The organism is Mycoplasmopsis meleagridis, from assembly GCF_900660695.1.
In the GTDB taxonomy this organism is placed as follows: Bacteria; Bacillota_I; Bacilli_A; order Mycoplasmatales; family Metamycoplasmataceae; genus Mycoplasmopsis; species Mycoplasmopsis meleagridis.
The window spans coordinates 574,868-592,413 of record NZ_LR215042.1 but is presented as its reverse complement, the minus strand read 5'-3'; the positions used below and the strand labels follow the sequence as shown (position 1 = coordinate 592,413).

At 27.2% G+C, this 17,546-nt stretch carries 18 protein-coding genes; all 18 read left to right on the top strand.

What is annotated here, in order from left to right:
* The first annotated feature begins 77 nt into the window (after positions 1–77).
* Positions 78–1,289 (top strand): replication-associated recombination protein A, encoded by a 1,212-nt coding sequence (locus EXC33_RS02485; protein WP_046096988.1) that lies wholly within the window; start codon positions 78–80, stop codon positions 1,287–1,289.
* 10 nt (positions 1,290–1,299) lie between these two features.
* Positions 1,300–2,256 carry a phenylalanine--tRNA ligase subunit alpha gene (gene pheS / locus EXC33_RS02480; RefSeq protein WP_046097137.1) on the top strand — a complete coding sequence of 319 codons (957 nt, stop codon included), beginning with the start codon at positions 1,300–1,302 and terminating at the stop codon, positions 2,254–2,256.
* The gene (locus EXC33_RS02475) at positions 2,246–2,914 is read left to right on the top strand and encodes a uracil-DNA glycosylase (RefSeq protein WP_046096987.1); all 669 of its coding nucleotides are present in this window, start codon (positions 2,246–2,248) and stop codon (positions 2,912–2,914) included. Before pheS ends, EXC33_RS02475 begins: the two co-directional genes overlap by 11 nt.
* Position 2,915: 1 nt before the next feature.
* The gene (locus EXC33_RS02470; RefSeq protein ID WP_046096986.1) at positions 2,916–5,153 is read left to right on the top strand and encodes a phenylalanine--tRNA ligase subunit beta; all 2,238 of its coding nucleotides are present in this window, start codon (positions 2,916–2,918) and stop codon (positions 5,151–5,153) included.
* Positions 5,153–6,397 (top strand): serine hydroxymethyltransferase, encoded by a 1,245-nt coding sequence (gene glyA, locus EXC33_RS02465; protein ID WP_046096985.1) that lies wholly within the window; start codon positions 5,153–5,155, stop codon positions 6,395–6,397. Before EXC33_RS02470 ends, glyA begins: the two co-directional genes overlap by 1 nt.
* A gap of 30 nt (positions 6,398–6,427) precedes the next feature.
* Complete coding sequence (gene tsaD / locus EXC33_RS02460; RefSeq protein ID WP_046096984.1) at positions 6,428–7,357, top strand: tRNA (adenosine(37)-N6)-threonylcarbamoyltransferase complex transferase subunit TsaD; 930 nt, start codon at positions 6,428–6,430, stop codon at positions 7,355–7,357.
* A 77-nt stretch (positions 7,358–7,434) separates the two neighbouring features.
* Positions 7,435–7,692, top strand: a complete 258-nt coding sequence (locus EXC33_RS02455) for a YdbC family protein (protein ID WP_046096983.1) — start codon at positions 7,435–7,437, stop codon at positions 7,690–7,692.
* Positions 7,693–7,730: 38 nt separating this feature from the next.
* Positions 7,731–8,543 carry a GNAT family N-acetyltransferase gene (locus EXC33_RS02450; RefSeq protein WP_046096982.1) on the top strand — a complete coding sequence of 271 codons (813 nt, stop codon included), beginning with the start codon at positions 7,731–7,733 and terminating at the stop codon, positions 8,541–8,543.
* 9 nt (positions 8,544–8,552) lie between these two features.
* Positions 8,553–9,905 (top strand): signal recognition particle protein, encoded by a 1,353-nt coding sequence (gene ffh / locus EXC33_RS02445; RefSeq protein ID WP_046096981.1) that lies wholly within the window; start codon positions 8,553–8,555, stop codon positions 9,903–9,905.
* Positions 9,905–10,855 carry a YwaF family protein gene (locus EXC33_RS02440; protein WP_046096980.1) on the top strand — a complete coding sequence of 317 codons (951 nt, stop codon included), beginning with the start codon at positions 9,905–9,907 and terminating at the stop codon, positions 10,853–10,855. Before ffh ends, EXC33_RS02440 begins: the two co-directional genes overlap by 1 nt.
* A 125-nt stretch (positions 10,856–10,980) precedes the next feature.
* The gene (locus tag EXC33_RS02435) at positions 10,981–11,436 is read left to right on the top strand and encodes a hypothetical protein (protein WP_046096979.1); all 456 of its coding nucleotides are present in this window, start codon (positions 10,981–10,983) and stop codon (positions 11,434–11,436) included.
* Positions 11,420–12,178: a F0F1 ATP synthase subunit A gene (locus tag EXC33_RS02430; RefSeq protein WP_046096978.1), complete on the top strand. Its 759-nt coding sequence runs from the start codon at positions 11,420–11,422 to the stop codon at positions 12,176–12,178. Before EXC33_RS02435 ends, EXC33_RS02430 begins: the two co-directional genes overlap by 17 nt.
* Positions 12,179–12,193: 15 nt before the next feature.
* Entirely contained in the window at positions 12,194–12,418 is a 225-nt protein-coding gene (atpE, locus tag EXC33_RS02425) for an ATP synthase F0 subunit C (RefSeq protein WP_129727307.1), read from the top strand.
* A 10-nt stretch (positions 12,419–12,428) separates the two neighbouring features.
* Positions 12,429–13,007, top strand: coding sequence for a F0F1 ATP synthase subunit B (gene atpF / locus EXC33_RS02420; RefSeq protein WP_046096976.1), 579 nt, complete (start codon positions 12,429–12,431; stop codon positions 13,005–13,007).
* Positions 13,007–13,582, top strand: a complete 576-nt coding sequence (gene atpH / locus EXC33_RS02415; protein WP_052717030.1) for an ATP synthase F1 subunit delta — start codon at positions 13,007–13,009, stop codon at positions 13,580–13,582. Before atpF ends, atpH begins: the two co-directional genes overlap by 1 nt.
* Positions 13,575–15,158, top strand: a complete 1,584-nt coding sequence (gene atpA / locus EXC33_RS02410; protein WP_046096975.1) for a F0F1 ATP synthase subunit alpha — start codon at positions 13,575–13,577, stop codon at positions 15,156–15,158. The genes atpH and atpA overlap by 8 nt, the downstream gene beginning before the upstream one ends.
* On the top strand, positions 15,158–16,027 hold the full coding sequence (gene atpG, locus EXC33_RS02405; protein ID WP_046096974.1) for an ATP synthase F1 subunit gamma: 870 nt from the start codon (positions 15,158–15,160) through the stop codon (positions 16,025–16,027). Before atpA ends, atpG begins: the two co-directional genes overlap by 1 nt.
* Positions 16,028–16,044: 17 nt before the next feature.
* Complete coding sequence (atpD, locus tag EXC33_RS02400; RefSeq protein ID WP_046096973.1) at positions 16,045–17,544, top strand: F0F1 ATP synthase subunit beta; 1,500 nt, start codon at positions 16,045–16,047, stop codon at positions 17,542–17,544.
* The last annotated feature ends 2 nt before the right edge of the window (positions 17,545–17,546 follow it).

Here is a 17,546-nt window from a genome sequence, read left to right as displayed (position 1 = left end):
CAAAAGGTGTTTTTTATTATCTTGGGAAAAATTAAAAAAATTATTTTTTCTTATTTAAATAATTTTAAAATTATTTTATGAAAAATTTAGCCAATAAATTAAGACCCAAAACGTTGGATGATATTATCGGACAAGAAAATATAGTTGATTTATTAAAAAATATTGTGAAAAATAATTTAACTACAAGTTTTATATTCTTTGGAGAAAGTGGTACTGGTAAATCTTCTACAGCTATTGCTTTAGCTAATGATTTAGGTAAATCATATGGTATTTTTAATTCAACTATCGATTCTAAAAATGATTTATTGGCTTTAATTAAAGAAAAAGAAATAGTCATTATTGACGAAATTCATAGACTAAATAAAGATAAGCAAGATATTTTACTTTCATATTTAGAAAACGATGAAGCAATTATTTATGCTACAACAACAGAAGTTCCTTATTTTAGAGTTAATCCTGCGTTAAGAAGTAGAATGCAAATTTTACAATTTAACAAATTAAAAGAAGATGATATAAAAAAAGGATTAAGAAAAATAATAGTGAAACACTTTCCTAATTTAAATATAAATGATGACGTTTTATTTAATTTAGTCAAATTTTCTAATGGTGATTATAGAAATGCATTAAATAATTTACAACTAGTTGCTTTATTGAACAATGAAAAAATAATTACAAATGGTGATTTAAAAAAAATTATTCCTAATATGAATTTTTATAGTGATAAAGATTCATCAAAACATTATGATAATTTGTCAGCTTTTCATAAATCTTTAAGAGGTAGTGATGTCGATGCTGCTCTTTATTATGGAGCTTTGATTTTAAAAACTGGTGATTATCATGGTTTATTTAGAAGATTAATGTGTGTTGCTTATGAAGATGTTGCTTTAGCAGATACATTATTAGGATTAAAAATTGAAGCAGCTTTTAATGCCGTAGAAAAATTAGGTTTTCCTGAAGCAAATTTACCAATTGCTTTTGCTATTATAAATGCAGCTTTAGCTCCTAAAAGCAATAGTGCATATTTAGCTTTTAATAAAGCGAATAGTTTTATTGATCAAGGTAATGTTTTTGAAATACCAAAGCATCTAAAAGATAACCATTATAAATCAGCTACCAAATTGGGTTTTGGTTTAGGTTATAAATATCCTCATGATTTTTCATATTCCGCTGTAAAACAGACTTATTTACCAAATGAAATCGAAAATTATAAGTTTTTTAACTTTAAAGATAATGACAGTGAAAAAATGAAAAAATATTATCAATTCATTCAAGAAATTAATAAAAAATAAGGAATATATTATGCATATAGAATGAGATAAAATCAATACTTTAGAAGATTTGAAGAAAGCTAAAAATAAAATATATTCAAAGGATGGAGAATTATTTAAACTTAAACAAGAAATTAAAAATTCTTCTATAGAACGAAAAAAAATAATTGGTCAAAAACTTAGCGAATTAAATGAAAAGTATGAAAAACTTATCAAACTAGCAGAAGAAAATATAGAAATTAAAAGAATTGAAAATTTAATTAATAAGGAAAAGCTTGATGTTTCTTTTCCAGTTAATAGAGCAGGATCATTACATCCTATTACAATAATTGAAAATCGATTGCGTGATTGATTTATGCAAAATTCTTATTTTGAAGCTAAAGCTGGAGAATTAGAATGAGATAGGTTTAATTTTGAAAGACTCAATATTCAAAAAGATCATCCTGCACGCGATATGCAAGATTCTCTTTATGTCGATGATGAATTGTTATTAAGAACACATAATACTGGAATAAGCGCATTAATTTTAGATAAAAATAAAAATAAAGAAATAAATACTTTTTCAATAGGTAAGGTTTATAGAAATGATGAAGATGATTTAACTCATTCTCATCAATTTACTCAACTAGATTTTGTAAGTGTTGGAAAGGTAAGTTTTCCTAATTTAATTTGAACTTTAAAATCTTTGTTAAGCTATGTTTTTGAAACTGAAATTGAATTAAGATTACGTCCTAGTTATTTTCCTTTTACAGAGCCAAGCGTTGAAGTTGATATTTATTATAATAATCGTTGAATTGAAGTTTTAGGTGCTGGTATGCTTCATCCTAATGTTTTAAAAATGGCTGGATATGATACTAATATTTTTAATGGTTTTGCTGCTGGAATTGGTTTAGAAAGATTAGCAATGATTAAATATGGTATTAAAGATATTAGAGAGTTTTATCGTAATGATTTAAGAACATTAAATCAGTTTAAAAATGAAAAATAGTTTTTTAGAATTTCTTAAAGAGGAATGCAAAAAAGAATATTTTGCTCAAATGCTTCATAAAATAGAGCATTTAGAAAAATCTGGAAAGAAAATTTTGCCAGTAAAAAAATTATGATTTAGAGCATTTAATTATTGCGAAATTAATGATATAAAAGTAATAATTTTAGGACAAGATCCATACTACATTGATAATATGGCGGATGGTTTAGCTTTTAGTTCAAATTTGAATATAACTCCTAAAAGTTTAATCAACATTAAAGAGGAAATAAGAAAAGATTATCCAGAAGCAATTTTTGAGACTAATTCATTAGTTTCTTGGGCAAAACAAGGGATTTTATTATTAAATACAATTTTAACTGTCATAGAAAATAGACCTTTGTCAAACAAAAATATAGGATGAGAAATTTTTACAAGCAATTTGTTAAATAAATTTGTTGAACTTAAAAAACCAATTGTTTTAGTTTTATGAGGAGAAAAAGCTAAACAGTTTTATGAAAACAATATAAATAAAAATAACAATTTTAAAATATTAAATTTTTCTCATCCTTCACCATTAAGTTATAAAACGGGCAAAAAACCTTTTTATAATTCTCACTGCTTTAAATTAATAAATGATCTATTAGAAGAACCAATTGATTTTTCTATTAGAAAGGAGTAAAATGATTGTTTCCTTAAAAGAATTAAATAAATTTTTGCCCAAAATCCAGTTAGATTTATCAATAGAAAAAGTAATCAACAATTTAGGTTATGAAGTTGAATCTATTACTAAATTTAGTGACGTTAAAGGAATAAAATTTGCTAAAGTTCTAAATGTTTATAAGAATCCTAATTCTAAAAAATTAAATGTTGTTGATTTACAAACTAACAAAGGAAATATAACTATTCAAACAGTAGCAAATAATGTCAAAAAAGGTTATTTTACAGTTGCTTTTGTTGAAAATTCTAAAGCAAATGGAATAGTTTATTCATCAAAAGAAATTGCAGGAATAGCTTCTCAAGGAATGTTATCAGGTTATAGTGAATTAGGTTTTAATCAATCATTGATGCCTATTGATAAAGATGATTTAATAATGATTAAAGATAAAGAAATTACTTTAGATACAGACCCTATTAAGTATTTTGAATTAGATGATTATATTCTTGACATTACTACTCCTTCAAATAGAGCAGATATTAATTCCTATTATGTTTTGGCATTAGAAATTGCTGCATATTTGAATACAGAGTTCAAATGATTTAATTTAGATATTAGAAAAGAAGCTAAGCTAATTTCAAAATTACAAGTAGATAAAAAAGAAGCAGAAGAATTAACTTTTCTTGAAGTAGAGTTAGTAAATAAAGAAACAAGACTTAAAGATATGCTTTTCTTAGTAAAACATAATATTGAAGCAAAGAATAATTGAGCTATTGATATAACTAATTTGAACCTAATATTAAACGGCACTCCTACTCATGCCTACGACAAGAATAAAATTGGAAACAAATTAAAGTGTGAATTTTTTAATGGAAAATTAAATATTTTGGGTAATAAAGAAGTTATTCTTGATAATTCCTTGGTAATAAGTGATGAAAATAAACCTATATCCATTGCTTCAGTTATGGGCTTAGAACAAACAGCAGTTGATAATTCAAGTCAAAAAATTGTTTTGGAAATAGGCGCATTTAATCCTAGAATAATAAGAAAAACAGCTAAAAATATTAAGTTAGAAAGTCAATCATCAATTCAAGGCTCAAGAGGCATTAATTATCAAATGATTATCAATGGTATGAAATTTCTAATTTACAAAGCTAATGAGGATAAACAATTTTTTAGCAATGCAATTAATTTACCAAGAAAAAAGGCTAATAACTACGTAAATATTAGTAAGCATAAATTAGCAACCTATACAAACTTAAGCATTAAAAATTTATCTATTTTTTCAGAAGTAGAAAAAAAACTAAAATATTTAGGTTTTAAAATGGATAAAAACAGAGTTACTATTCCTTCATATAGAAGTGATATAAGCTGTTATGAGGATGTTATTGAAGAATATTTTAGATTTTATGGATATGACAAATTTATTCCTAAAGCACCTTTCTTATTGAATAATAAAATAATTCCTAAAACAATAACAAAAGAAAAAATATCTTCACAGGGTTACCAAGAAGTAAGAACTTTTACTTTAACAAGCGAAAAAAATAAAAAGTTTAATTTTTTAAATTTTGATAATACTGTTAAATTAAAAACTTTTGTTTCACTAGAAAGAGAAATAATAAGAAATTCAATTATTCCTTCTCTTTTAGAGGTCGCAGAATATAACGATAAAAGAAAAATAAAAAACTTTAGTATTTTTGAACACGGGTTAATAAATAAAGAAACTTTTGTTTATGGACTATTGTCAACTACAAAAACATTTGAACAAATGAAGCAAGATATTATTAACTTAATTGGCGATGATTCAATTGATTTTAAACCTTTTAAAAATAATGAATTTGTTCATCCTAATGTATCAGCACAAATTTATAAAAATAATGTTTTAATAGGTTGATTAGGAAAAATTAATCCTAGATATACATCATTAAATTGTTTTGTTGCTGAATTCAAAAATTTAGAAAAAGAAAATGATTATTTCACTTTAAACGGGGAAAAAAATAATAATTCAGAAATTAAAAATAAATTTTTATTTAAGGAATATGATAATTCTCCTTTAAAAACAACAGACATAACCTTTAGTCTTAAAAATGAAGAAATGATAGGCAAAAAAATTAATGAATTAAAAGAAAATTATGAAATTTTTGACTGCAGAATTATTGATGTTTATAACCTAGAAAATACAAAAAATATTACTATAAGAATAACAGCAAAAAACAATGTTATTAATCAAATTAATGATTCTTTCCATAATAAAGGAGAATAATGTTTTCGTTAAAAGATAAAGTTATAGAAAAAGCAATTAGAGATGAACAAAAAAGACAACAAAGTCATATAGAATTAATTGCTAGCGAAAATTATGTAAGTGTTGATGTTTTAAAAGCTGTTGGTTCTATTTTAACAAATAAATATGCTGAGGGATATCCTTCAAAGAGATATTATGATGGTTGTGAATTTGTTGATATTATTGAAGAAACAGCAAAGGAAAGATTAAAAAAACTTTTTAATGTGAAATATGTTAACGTTCAACCATATTCAGGTTCAACTGCTAATGCTGCCGCTTTAGCAACAATATGTGAACCAGGAGATAAAATAATGGGGCTTTCTCTTTCTTCGGGAGGGCATTTAACTCATGGTTATAAAATTACTTTTAGTGGAACTTATTTTCATGCAATTGCTTATGAAACAGATGAAAACGGTTATTTAGACTATGAAAAAATTAAGGAAATAGCTTTAAAAGAAAGACCTAAATTAATAATTACCGGTTATTCTGCTTATTCGAGAATGATTGATTTTAAAAAATTTAGAGAAATTGCAGATGAATGCGGTGCGAAATTAATGGCTGATATTGCTCATATTGCAGGTTTAATTGCTGCAGGTGCTCATCCTACACCTGTTCCTTATGCTGACATTATTACTTCTACTACTCATAAAACGTTAAGAGGAGCAAGAGGGGCAGTAATTATGACTAACGACGAAGAAATAGCCAAAAAAATGAATAGATGAGTTTTTCCGGGTTTTCAAGGTGGCCCTTTAGTGCATCAAATAGCTGGTAAAGCTGTTGCTTTTAATGAAGCATTGAAACCTTCTTTTAAAATTTATGCTCATAATGTTGTTAAAAATTCCAAAACTTTTGCCCAGGCTTTCAAAAATAATGGTGCTACTATTGTGGCGGGAGGAACAGATAATCATTTATTTACTATCAACGTTTATAAAACATATAACTTAACAGGAAAAGAAGCAAGCAGTTTATTGGCCGAATTTAATATAACCGTTAATAAAAATACAGTTCCTCATGATACTTTGAGCCCTATGATTGCTTCTGGAATACGTTTAGGTACTCCGGCGATGACTTCAAGAAATTTTGATAAATGAGTTGAATTAGCTAATATAATTCATAAAATTCTCTCAACGGGTTATAAAATTTTAGAAAATAAAGAAGAAGTTAAAAAAATTAAAAAACAAATCGCCAAATGAATGAAAAAATATCCCATCTTAAAATATTATTAATTAACTAATTTATCCATAAAACGGAGCAATATGAAAATTTTAGGAATTGAAACTAGTCACGATGATACTTCTATAGCAATAATCGAAGATACAAAAGTTCTTGATCTAATTACTATTAGCCAAATTGATATTTTTAAAGAATTTGGTGGAACTATTCCTGAAATTTCTTCAAGAGAACATGTTAAAAACATTAATCTAATTCAAACTATTTTAATGAAAAAATATGATCTAAATGAAATTGATTATATTGCTTATACAGAAAAACCAGGATTAATAGGTACTTTACAAATAGGTTATTTATTTGCTTCCGCTCTTTCATTAGCATTAAATAAACCTTTGATGGGAATTGATCATCTAGAAGGTCATTTTTATTCAAATGCTATTGAAAACAAAATTAAATATCCATCAATTTGTTTATTGGTTTCTGGTGGACATACGCAAATATTATATGTTGAAAACCCTCATAAAATAAAGATATTAGGTGAAACATTAGATGATGCAGTAGGCGAAGCTTTCGATAAAGTTTCTACAAGACTTAATTTAGGTTTTCCTGGCGGACCTATAATTGATAAAATAAGTCAAAATTATCAAGGGGAATATATAAAATTAAAAAATCCCAAAACTATTAATGATCTTGATTTTTCTTTTAGCGGTTTAAAATCAAACGTGATTAATTTGTATAAAAATTCTATAGAAAAAAATCAAAAAATTTCCGAAACACAGTTAGCTGCTTCTTTTCAAAAATGTGTTGTTAATTATTTAATTTCGAAAGTTAAATTAGCAATTAAAAAATATAAGTTAAATTCATTAGTTTTAGCAGGCGGCGTTAGCGCTAATAAAGAACTAAGAGAAGAATTTTTAAAGCTTAGTAAAAATGCTATTGTTCCTAATTTAAAATACGCCACAGATAATGGCGCAATGATCGCTATTTGTGCCTATTTTAAAATTAAAAATAAATAGAAACTACTAATATTCATTAATTTAAATGTTAATATATAATTTAAAAATATCGAGCTTATAAAAAGAAAGGAGTATCAATGCCAGCGAGTAGTAAAAAAGAAAAAGGCCTTCAATATGAAATAGTAAGACAATTGGGTGATATTTCTGAAATTGAAGGCGAATATACAAAAGAATTAAACTATGTTTCGTGAAACAACAATGAACCTAAATATGACATCAGAGATTGAAATAACGATCACACAAGAGCAAGTAAAGGAATCACATTAACCCTTGGAGAAATGCTTAAACTTAAAGGGTTAATTGAAAAAGAATTAGAAAATTTAAACAAGAAATAAAAAATCCTTACAAATAAGGATTTTTTTAGAAAGACAAAATGATTAGAGAAACTATAAAGCAAGATAAAATGGAAATAATGATGCTTTTAGATAAAGATCCACTATATAATTTGTTTTTAATTTCTGATGTTAGTAATTTTGGATTAAATAATTCCTTTATAAAATCATATGTCATTGAGGAAGAAAATAAAATAGAGGCATTTATTTTGATTTTTAATCAAACGTTACTTTTTTATGATCCTAGAAAACTTTTAAAAACAGTTGACCTAGTGAATCTAATAGAAATTCATAACATAAAAAATATTAATGTTAGCGAAAAAATGTTTTTAAATTTAAATGATTTTGTAAACAAGTATTTTTCTAAGCTCAATATACATGAACAATTCTTTGCAAAATGTAATAAATTAATCGAAAAAGAAACTAAAAATGTTTTAAAAGCTTCTTTAGAAGATATTAAACTTATTGTTGATTCAAGAATTAATATTCCTGAATTTAAAGACTTTCTAAATAACACTTATGAAAAAGAATTAGAATTATACGAAGAAGCTTATAAAAAAGGGATTTCACATAATTTCATTATCAAAGATCATAATAAAAATAAAGTCATAGCTCATGCTGCTATAGCGGCTTCTACAGATAAAGCTGCTATGATTGGCGGAGTTTATTGTTTAAAAGAATATAGAAACAATGGTTATGCAACAAATGTTATGATAGAGTTAACTAATTTTATAATTAGAAATAATAAAGAAGCCGTTTTATTTTACCATAATGAAAAAGCCGGTTCTATTTATAGAAAAATAGGGTATGAGACTTTCGGCAAGGTTTATACTTTAGTAATTAATGACTATTAGGAGGATAAAGTGTTAAATTTTTTGGAAAATAGAATTCAAAAATCATTAGCTAAAATGGCCAAAAAATCAGTTGTTCATGAAGCCGATATTTTAGAAACAACAAGAGATATCAAATTAGCTCTATTAGAAGCAGACGTTAATTTAAAAGTTGTTAAAGAATTTATTAGTAATGTCAAAGAAAAAGCCTTGAATTCTTCATTAGTAGGCTCATTAAATGCATCGCAACAAATGATAAAAATTGTTCATGAAGAATTGATTAATATTTTAGGCGGTAATGTTAAAGAGTTAAAAATTACTAAAAAACCTTTTATCATCTTAATGGCCGGTTTACAAGGTTCTGGAAAAACTACTGCTGTAGCTAAACTGGCTTACTTTTTGAGAAAGAAAAGCTACATTAGTAAACCATTAGTTGTAGCTGCTGATATTTATCGTCCTGCTGCTGTACAACAATTAGTTACTTTAGCAAAAAGTATACAAGTCGAATATTTTGAAGAAGGTGTTAATAAAAGTGCTCAAGAAATAGTTAATAATTCTTTAAAATATGCCGAAGAAAATAAAAATGATTTAATAATTATTGACACAGCAGGACGTTTAGCAATTGATGAAGTTTTAATGAAAGAATTAATTGATTTAAAAAGAATAAGTCATCCGGATGAAATTTTTTTCGTAGCAGACGCAATGAGTGGTCAAGATATTTTAAATGTAGCGCAAATTTTTAATGAAAATTTAAAATTAACTGGCGCAATTATTACTAAACTTGATTCTGATGCAAGAGGAGGAGCAGCATTAAGTATTAGTAAAATGCTTAATATTCCAATAAGGTTTATAGGAACAGGAGAAAAAGTTTCCAATTTAGATTTATTTTATCCTGACAGAATGGCTGATCGTATTTTAGGAATGGGCGATGTTTTGTCATTAATAGAAAAAGCTGAAGAAGTTATTGATACAGATATGGCACAAAATACAATTAATAAGATATTGAAAGGAACTTTTTCTTTAGACGATTTAATGAATAATTTGGCTCAAATGAAAAAAATGGGTAAAATGAGCAAACTTATTAAAATGATTCCTGGTTTATCAAATAAAATAAGCGAAGAAAAAATTGAACAAGCTGAAGAAAAGTTCAAAAGTTATGAAATTCTAATTAATTCTATGACTATTCAAGAAAGGAAAAACCCTAAACTTCTCAAGCAATCTAGTAGAAAGGAAAGAATTCTCAAAGGAAGCGGAAGAAGTGCTTTTGAATATAATCGTTTAGTAAATGATTTTGAAAGTATGGCAAAAAATATGAATGAAATAGCTAAAAAAATTAAATCAGGAAATTTCTCCGATTTAAATAAGCTTGGTTTTGGAGGAATTTAGTGAACGATATTAATTATGGTTTTTTTTCTCCTGCTGGTACTTCGCCTAATTCTTCTTGATTAGGAACGCCTAAGATTGTTTTTTATATTTTTTCTGTAATAGCAGTTTTAATACTATTTTTAGTTTGATTTTTACACAATTTAATTTATAGAAATTATCAAAATAGAGAAAAAATAATTGGTTTAAATAAAAATGTTTTCATGTTTTTATTTGGTGCTTTTACAATAGTCGGTATGTTTGCAAGAAGTTTTATTTTGGCAATAAATAAATATCCTTATTTATGAGAAATTTTACCTTTACATTTGTGCAGGTTAATGATTCTTTTTACTGCCATATGTTTATTAATCAATAAACAAAAATGAGTTAAGTATTTTTTACCCTTTTCTATTTTAGGTGCTTTATTAGCTTTATTTATGCCTGATATGGTAAAAGTCCAAGAACAAAAAGTTTCATTAGTAGGATATGATAATTTTTATTATTGAGATTATATTCTTGCCCATTATTACGCTTTAATAGTTCCAAGTATCATTTATGCCATAAATAAGAATAATTATGAATTTAAAGATACATTAACTACTTTTGTTATTTTCTTTATCTTGGGAACAGTTATGTTTTTAATTAATTACTTCACTAACGTAAATTCTTTTGTTAAGGAAAACTGAAAAAGCAATTATTTCTATTTAGGAACTAATGAATATAATACCTTGAGCGAATTATTTGGTCACTATTCTCATTGACCATTAAACAACGTAATTTATGTATTAGTAATTATCGTTTACATACTTTTATATGTATTTTTATTTTGAGCACAAAGTAATTTTTTTATTGACAAAGAAGAAAAGAAATGAATTTTTAAAATTGCTAAAAATGAGGAATGAGAAAATTATAAACAAAGCGTATTTAATTTCTTTAAAAATAAAAAGAAATTGACGAATCAAACCACAAAATAGCCTTATTAGTGCTCTTAAAATTAATATTGAAAATTTAAATTAATAATTTTAAAGTTATATAATGTGAATTATGTTATTAAGAAAAAAATAGCATAATTTTTTATTTTAATAGCATATGGAACAATATGAAAAATAATTTTTCTACTTCAATTCTTAAAATTTTTATAATGTGAACTATTGTCATTATGATAATTACTCTTTTTTTTTATAACTTGACAAAATTATCGATAACTTTAGGTTTTGCTATTGGAAGTTGTTTTTCTTTTATTTCATACCAATTAAAAGATCTGATTTTAATGAAAAGTCTTTTAAAAATACCGAAAAACAAAAATAAGTTTAATTTTTTTGCTTTTATAGGGTTTATGTTAATCATTATTTTTGCGGGGGTTGTTATTGCGATTATTCTCTTAGTTAATCAAAATGCAAAGCCTTTCTATAATAATGATTTTTTAAATAAAACTTTATATCCCATAAATATAATTTCTTTTATTTTTGGGGCTACTAGTTTAAACTATTTAACTTATTTCTATAATTTGATTTTAAACATTAGAGAAAGGAGAAAAAATGGACAAGATAGTTAAACATATAAACGATTGAAACCATCCACAACTCTTTTCGCTTTTTATTACTGTGTTAATATGCCTAATTTTGTCATTAGCAGTATTTATTGAAATTAAAAGAACTTCTCGCCCTAATAAAGCGCCAAGTGCTTTTTTGATAATAATGGAAGGATATGTAACGACTGTAGATAATATGTTCTATGAGGCAACCGATGGAAAAATTTCTAAAGCAAAAATTTATATTTTTGGTTTAGCGTCTTTTTTACTAATTGGTAATTTGTTAGCGCCTCTTGGAATTGAACCTATAGTTACTTCTTATTCAGTCCCTTTTACTCTAGCTTTAATAACTTGATTAGGTATTTTTGTGGTAGGTTTGACTTACCAAAAATTTAGATTCTTTTTAAGATACGTTAAAAATCCAGTTGAAATAATTGGACAGTTTGCTCCATTAATTTCTCTTAGTTTCCGTATATTTGGAAACATTATTGGTGGAGGAACTATTATTTTCTTGACTTATTGAATGTTTGGTTTTATATGAAGATTAATTCCAGGTCAAGAAACTAATAATTGATTTTTCTTTGGAGTTATTGTTACACCATTTATGCATGTTTATTTTGATATTTTTAGTGCGTTTATTCAAGCTTTAGTTTTCTCTACTCTTACTGTAATTTATTGATCAAGAGAAGCCGAAGAAGAAAGCAAACCAAAGGAAAATAAACTTAAAAAAGTCAAAACAATTACTACTCAACAAAGTATTTATTAGGAGGAAATTATGGATTTAAATCACGGGTTAATAGCAATTGGAGCTGGTATTGCTATGATTGGTACTTTTGGAACAGGTTTAGGACAAGGAATAGCAGCAGGTAAGGCCGCAGAAGCTGTTGGAAGAAATCCAGAAGCTCAATCAAAAATTCGTACAATGTTATTAATTGGTTCAGGTGTTGCTGAATCAGCAGCTATTTATGCGCTTGTTGTTGCATTAATTTTAATGTTTGCATTTTAAGATACTAGAAATGACTAATTTATCATTATTGATGGATGAAGCAGTAAATTCTGCTGAAAAAACAAATTCTTCTCTTCCTGAAGCATTATCAGAAAAATTTGAAAAAATATTTCCATCATGACCAATAATGGTAGCTACTTTGATTGCTTTTGTTATTGTTATTATAGTTCTCTACTTTTTAACACATAAACCTATAAACAAGGCTATTAAAGCAAGACAAAAATACATACAAGATAATATAGATAGTGCAAAAAGACTTAATGACGAATCACAAGTTAAATTAAATCAAGCTAATCAAAAACTTTCTCAAGCTCATGATGAAGCTACAAAAATTGTTCAAGAAGCAATTAATAATGGAAATAAAAAGGCAAGACAAGAAATTGAGCAAGCTCGCATTACTTCAAAGAGAATGATTGAAGAAGCGAGAATGGATGTAAAAAAGCAAAAAGAAGAATTTTTTGAAGAATCTAAAAAACATATCGCAGAAGTGGCAAGCGAACTTTCAAAAAAAATATTACAAAGTTCAGTTTCTAAAGAAACCGAAGATGCTATTATTGATGAATTTCTTCATGAAGGAAAAATTAAATAATGTATAAAAAAGCTAATTTGGAAGCATACGCTATTGCAGTTTATGAACTTTCTGTAGAAATGAATGTTGCGCACGAAACTTCTTTACTTTTAACAGCTTTGTATAAAGAGTTAAAGAACGATACTATTTTTATCGATATTTTAAAAAATAACGAAACTAGCAATGAATATAAGTTTGATTTCATTGACAATATTTTTGCTAATTTTGATAAAAGCGATGTTATGAAAAAATTTTTAAAAGTAGTCGTTGAACATAAAGCAGTTTCTAATTTACCTAGAATAATAAGCTCATATTTAAAATTAGTGAATGACCATTTGAATATTAAATTTGCCAAAATATACAGCGCTTTTCCAATAAGCGAAGATAAATTGAATTTAATTAAGGCTAAATTAGAAAAAGAATTGAATTGTTTAGTTGATATTGAGCATAGAATTGATCCTAATATTATTAGCGGAATAAGAATAAAGATGAATAGTTTTGTTATTGAAAATTCCTTGGGATTATCACTTAAAAGACTAACCAAATTTATAAATTTAAAAGACAACGAAAAAAATAAAGGAGGTATAAATGGCTAATTCAGTTTATGACATTTCGGCAATTATAAAAGACAGAATTAAACACTTTGACGCCTCGAAAATTGATTATTCAGAAATAGGTCATATTGTAACTATAGGTGATGGTATAGCCCTTGTAAGTGGACTTGAACAGGCCAAAAATGGTGAAATCATCGTTTTTAAAGATAATATTTATGGACTAGTTTTAAACCTTGAAGAAGAAGTTATTGGTGTAGCTATTTTTGGCAATGCTAATAATCTTTCTGAAGGTGATGAATGCAGATGTACTGGTGAGGTTATTTCAGTACCTGTAGGTGATGAATTAGTAGGAAGAGTAGTTAATTCTTTAGGCCAACCTATCGATGGTAAAGGTCCTATTGATAGCAAAAAATGAAGTGAAATATTTAAAGTAGCTCCGGGCGTTATGACTAGAGAAGAGGTTAATGAACCTCTAGAAACTGGCATTATAGCAATAGATTCAATGATTCCTATTGGAAAAGGTCAACGTGAATTGATAATTGGTGATAGACAAACTGGTAAAACAGCTATTGCAATTGATACTATTATTAATCAAAAAGGTAAAAACGTTAAATGTGTTTATGTAGCTATTGGACAAAAAAACTCAACAATTGCTCAAATTGTTCAAAAACTTAAAGATATGGGTGCTATGAGTTATACAACTGTTGTTGTTTCAGGAGCAAGTGAGTTGGCTCCTCAACAATATATAGCTCCTTATTCAGGAGTTACTATTGCTGAAGAATGAATGAGCAAAGGTGAAGATGTTTTAATAGTATATGATGATTTATCAAAACATGCCGTTGCCTATAGAACGTTATCATTATTATTGAGAAGACCTCCTGGTCGTGAAGCTTATCCTGGTGATGTTTTTTATTTACATTCTCAACTTTTAGAAAGAGCAGCTAAAGTAACCAAAGAATACGGAGGTGGTTCAATTACTGCCTTACCCATTGTAGAAACTCAACAAGGAGATATTTCAGCTTATATTCCTACAAATGTTATTTCTATAACAGATGGTCAAATATTTACTAAAGAAGGATTATTTAACGCCGGACAAAGACCGGCTGTTGATGTAGGTTTTTCTGTTAGTCGGGTAGGTTCTAGTGTGCAAATTAAAGCAATGAAAGAAGTTGCTTCATCATTGAAACTTGAACTTGCACAATACAATGAAATGCTTGCTTTTGCCCAATTTGGCTCTGATTTAGATGAATCAACCAAAAATATTCTCAATCACGGTGCAAAAGTATACGAATTTTTAAAACAAGAACAATATTCGCCTTTAGCACAAATGGTACAAGTAGCTATTTTGATAAGTGTTAAAGAAAAAATAATCAATCCTTTGCCATTAGATCAAATTAAAAAATTTAGAGCAGATGTGATTAAATTTATGCTTGAAACGGCTCAGGGCGATAAATTAGCAAGTAAAATTATTGATAATAAATATGCTCTAAATGACGAAATTAGAAACGAATTAGTACAAGCATTAATTAAAATTACTGAAAACATAGTTAATAGTATTCCTAACTATGAAGCCAAAAATTATTTACCAATTCCTGAAAAATGAATGAAGGCTAATTAATGGCAGGATTACAAGCTATTAAAAATAGAATAGATGCTGTACATTCAATTAAAAAAATAACTCATGCAATGGAATTAGTTGCAACTTCTAAACTAAAAAAAGCAAGAAATGAATATGAACAAGTTTCTGCTTATGCGTCTGTTGTCAATGAATCGTTTTATTCAATTTTAGAAGAACTATCTGAAATTGACAAAGCTAATTTGTTCGTTAATAACAATTCTGGAAGAAAACTTCATATTATTTTAACTGCTGATATAGGATTAGCAGGGTCTTATAATTCCAGTGTTATTAAATTAGCTAAAAACATTATAAATAAAAGAGATAAATTAATTGTTATAGGTATAAAAGGAATAGCTAATTTAGCAAAAATTTATAAAGAGCAAATAGTTGCTAAATATAATTCTGATTCTGAAAGTGATCACTATAGATTAATGCTAATGATAATGAGAAATTCTTTAGAACTATATAACCAAAAGGAAATTGATTCAATTAACATTATTTATAGTAAATACATTAATAATATAGTTCAAGAAGAGACTATAAAACAAATTTTTCCTTTTGATTTAACTAAGAGAATTGAAATAAAAAAATCAAATGAAAATTTGAATTTACATTCACAAATAGAATTTGAACCTTCAGTAAAAAATGTTTTTAACGAAGCTATACCTTTATATGTAGGAGCGCAACTTTACGAAGCTTACGCTTCTTCAAAACTTAGCGAATTCGCTTCTAGAAGAAGTGCGATGGAATCCGCAACAGATAATGCGGAGAATTTAATTGATGACTTGCAAGTAAAATATAACAGTAAAAGACAAAGTAATATTACTCAAGAACTTAATGAAATTATTGCTGGTGCTGATGCTGTTTAAATATTGAAAGGAGAATTATGGCACTTAAAAGTACTAAAAGTAAAAATGTTAATGTGACTGATTCTGCTGTAAATAAGTCTATTTCGTCGAAAAACAAAAATATTGGTAAAATTATACAAATTGTTGGGCCAGTTGTAGATGTTAGATTTGAAAATGGCAAATTGCCTGCTATTTATAACGCTTTAGTTTTATACAATAATGGCGAAAAAGTTACTCTCGAAGTAGCACAGCATATTGGAGACGAAACTGTTAGAACTATTTCAATGGTTTCAACTAATGGGTTAGTAAGAGGGGCCGAAGTTGAAGATACTGGACAAGCAATAAGTGTTCCAGTAGGAAATGCAATTTTAGGTAGAATGTTTAACGTTTTAGGTGATCCTATTGATTTGTTAGATGCGCCTGAAACAGAAGAAAGAAAATCTATTCATTCTCTTGCTCCTTCTTATGAAGATCAAAAAACAACTAGCGAAATTTTAGAAACGGGTATTAAAGTTATTGATTTATTAATTCCTTACGCCAAGGGAGGAAAAATTGGTCTCTTTGGAGGAGCAGGAGTAGGCAAAACTGTTCTTGTACAAGAATTAATCAATAACATAGCTACTCAACACGGTGGACTTTCTGTTTTCGTTGGTGTAGGCGAAAGAACTAGAGAAGGAAACGATCTCTACCACGAAATGAAAGCAGCCGGGGTTTTAAATAAAACTGCTTTAGTTTTTGGTCAAATGAATGAACCTCCTGGAGCACGTATGAGAGTTGCTCTATCAGGTTTAACTATGGCTGAATACTTTCGTGATCAACAAAATCAAGATGTGCTTTTATTTATTGATAATATCTTTCGTTTCGTACAAGCTGGCTCAGAAGTTAGTGCTTTATTAGGGCGTATGCCTTCAGCTGTTGGTTATCAACCCACATTAGGAACAGAAATGGGTCAATTGCAAGAAAGAATTACTTCAACTCATAAAGGTTCAATTACTTCTGTTCAAGCAGTATATGTTCCAGCAGATGATTTAACTGATCCAGCTCCTGCTACAACTTTTACACACCTTGATGCTAAAACGGTTTTAGATCGTAATATTGCTGCTTTGGGAATTTATCCTGCTGTTAATCCTCTTGCCTCTAATTCAAGATTATTGGATCCTTTAGTCGTTGGACAAGATCATTATAATGTTGCTTATGGCGTAATTAGTATTTTGCAAAAATTTGAGGAATTAAAAGATATTATTGCTATTTTAGGAATGGGCGAGTTATCTGAAGAAGATAAAACGACAGTTATTAGAGCAAGAAGAATAAGAAATTTTCTTTCACAACCTTTTACAGTTGCTGAAAAATTCAGTGGCAAAAAAGGACAATTTGTCAGATTAGCCGATACAATAAGAAGTTTCAAAGCTATTTTAGAAGGAAAATATGACAATTATCCTGAAGATTTATTTTTCTATGCAGGAGCTATTGAAGAAGTAGAAGAAAAATATAGAGAATATCAAGCCCAACTTAATAAAAATATTTCTAACGAAGCTTAATT